Here is a 2,736-nt window from a genome sequence, read left to right as displayed (position 1 = left end):
CTCTGGTGTTTTCACGCTGAACGACGGCCTACCGCAAGAACTGATCGACGTCCTGACGGGTGCGCGTAACGTCGTCGTCTTCACCGGTGCGGGGATGAGCAAGGACTCCGGGCTGGACACCTTCCGCGACGCGCAGACCGGCATCTGGGAGCGCATCAACCCGCAGGACATGGCCTCCCTGGATTCCTGGGCGAAGGACCCCGACCCCATGTACGCCTGGTACCTCTGGCGCGGGCATGTTTGCCAGCAGGCACAGCCCAACGCGGGCCACGTGGCGATCGCGGAGTGGGAGAACTCCGCCTGGGCTACCGAGCGGGGCATCAACCTGCACGTCGTGACCCAGAACGTCGACAACCTGCACGAACGGGCGGGCAGCAAGCGGATCTCGCACCTGCACGGCAGCCTGTTCAGCTACCGCTGCGCCATCTGCCACAAGCCCGCCCGCACCCCTGAGTTCCCCGATCAGCAGCTGGAGCGCGCCACCCCGCCGAATTGTTCCCTATGCGGCAACCCCGTCCGCCCGGGCGTGGTGTGGTTCGGCGAGCCGCTGCCGCACCGCGAGTGGGACGCCGCCGAGGCTGCCATGCAGGAGGCGGACCTGGTGGTCATCATTGGCACCTCGGGCGTGGTCTACCCGGCTGCGGGCCTGCCACAGGTCGCGAAGGCCGCCGGTGCGCGCATCCTGGAGATCTCCCCGGAGCGCACCGACCTAACGCGGCTGGCGGACTGGTCGCTGCGCGCTACCGCGGCGGAGGGCGCCCCGGCGATCGTCGCAGCGGCGAAGGGCTAGTGTGACCGCGAGCTGTGGGGCGGGGACTCAACGGCAGGTATAACCAGGTCGCGGCGGGGCCAGGCATAGAGGAAGGGAGGCGGGCAGCGACTGCTGCGACTCGCCTCTCTCGGCACCCTGGATCAGCTGACTCGTTGATCCAGGAAGCTAGAGATTCTAGAAGTTATCCTTCAGGTCTTCGAGCATCTCATCGAAGGAGTCGTTAGCAGACCTCAGGAAATCTACGCCAAGCTTGCCGTCGTCAAACTCGATGACTCCAATGCGCCAGCGGGAATCCTTACCGTTCTTATCTCCGATGAGCGAGAAGTAGCTCTTCTTGACGCCTTCCTTCTTATACGCATCCTTGATGCTGTCCTCGTCGAAGGTAAATTCCATAAGCCCTGCGTCCCTTACGTCGACCGAGCGGACGATTTTCGGCTCCTCGGTATCGAGGAACCGATCCATACCGCGATAGTCATCGTCCAAGTCAATCCGGTCGCGGAGATCATCCTGGAAATCGAACTGGACGTTGTCCTGAATCCACTTTTCGGTCTTGTCCTTGTCGCGCAGCTCGACTAGCTGAGTGACCTTCTTCGAGTGACCCACGTTAGTTGGGCCGGAATTACCCGTGAAGAGGTTGAAAAGCGTGAACAGCAGCAGCATCACGACGGCCGTGGCGATCGCGGTGATGAGGATGGCCATCTTGGAGGAGCGGCCGAATTCCTTCTTGGTCTTCTCCATGGCGGGAGCGACCTGCTGCTGGGTCTTCGCGCCGGCCTCCTTGAAGCGCTCGCCCAGCGACGGGCCCTGCTTCTCCTGGGAGTGCTCGGCACCAGCCATGCCGGCCGCGCCTGCAGCGCCGGCAGCACCAGCTGGAATACCGGCGCCGGCTGCGTGATCGCCCGTCGGGGCAGCGGGCGCGGAGAAGTCCGCGGCGGCCAGCTGGCGGAGGGCGTTGACGTCCACTTCTGGGGCGTTCGGGTCATCGAGGCGGGAATCGTAGGCGGTGCGCTTCTGCGGATCGCCCAGGATGGCGCGGGCGATCTCTACTTCCTCCCGACCACCGATGTTGTCCAGCTCATTCTTCTCCAGGCGTTCGGAGAGCTCGGCGCTGATCTCGTCCGGCGCCTTGGATCGGTCGAGATTGAGAGCTTGATAAAGGTCGTAGTGGGCCATGTGCTTCCTTCCGGCCAGCATCGTAAGATCTTCTAAGAGGTAACTTAGAAGATTGCTATGGCTGGATGTTTCGCTAAGTAAAAGTCCGAAAGGTGCCCCGACCCGCACATTTGCGCTGTGGACCTACGACTTTTCCGCTTACGGTGCCATGAAGCTCAGCTACTCTGGCGCATTCGAGGACGCCCAGGGCCTCGGATACCGTGGCGGTTACCCACCCAGTGCCCCCGGCAGCAGTGTTGCGAGCCGGGGGCATTGCGCTTTTTTGAGCTGCAGAACCAGCGCCGCGATGTCCGCTGCGCCCTCCCCATCCGTGCCCTTCTTTCCCGTGCGCGCGGCCACGACCTGCGTCAACGCGCCGGGGTAGGTGGTGCCCAGCTCGTGGAGGAAATCATCGGGATTGGTCACCCGATAGCTCTCGCGGGCGGGCTTCTTCGTGAAGTCAGAAGGGCGGTTGAAACTCAGCAGCGTGGTGGCTTCGCAGGCGGTTGCGGCGGCGTGCACGTGGTAGTCGCCGGGGTCCTTCCCGCTGAAGGCGAGGTCTTTGGGGTAGTGGGGGAGGACGTCGTCCATCGCGCGGCGTAGCTCCGCCATCCGCTGGTCCCGCTGCGCGCCGGTGGATTGCGGTACGCGCCAGTTCATCGTGGCACCCGTCTCCGACAGGGTTTTTAAGGACGTCACGAGCCGCAGTGCGCACCCCTCACCGCCCAGTGCTGCGCGCAGGTCGAAAAGCCACCGCAGCACGGTGGTGCTGGTCAGCACGTTGGCGTCGAGAAAAACGATGTGTGGCATGG

The 2,736-nt window shown here is 63.9% G+C and carries 3 protein-coding genes; 1 reads left to right on the top strand and 2 read right to left on the bottom strand.

Annotated elements, in window-relative coordinates; translation table 11 throughout:
- The first annotated feature begins 16 nt into the window (after positions 1–16).
- Positions 17–790 carry an NAD-dependent deacylase gene (locus tag Q1V78_RS07050; protein WP_300613055.1) on the top strand — a complete coding sequence of 258 codons (774 nt, stop codon included), beginning with the start codon at positions 17–19 and terminating at the stop codon, positions 788–790.
- A gap of 156 nt (positions 791–946) precedes the next feature.
- On the opposite strand, the gene Q1V78_RS07045 is transcribed toward Q1V78_RS07050, so the two are convergent.
- Positions 947–1,966, bottom strand: coding sequence for a hypothetical protein (locus Q1V78_RS07045; protein ID WP_300613052.1), 1,020 nt, complete (start codon positions 1,964–1,966; stop codon positions 947–949).
- 186 nt (positions 1,967–2,152) lie between these two features.
- Positions 2,153–2,736: hypothetical protein (locus tag Q1V78_RS07040; protein WP_300613050.1), on the bottom strand; the 584-nt coding region annotated here is incomplete at its 5' end.

It is taken from the genome of Corynebacterium sp. (assembly GCF_030152825.1).
Lineage (GTDB): Bacteria > Actinomycetota > Actinomycetes > Mycobacteriales > Mycobacteriaceae > Corynebacterium.
This window is presented reverse-complemented; position numbering and strand designations above follow the sequence as displayed.

Coding starts and splice junctions, on each gene's coding strand:
- Q1V78_RS07045 (WP_300613052.1), bottom strand. CDS start 1,966: ATGCTGGCCGGAAGGAAGCACATGGCCCACTACGACCTTTATCAAGCT.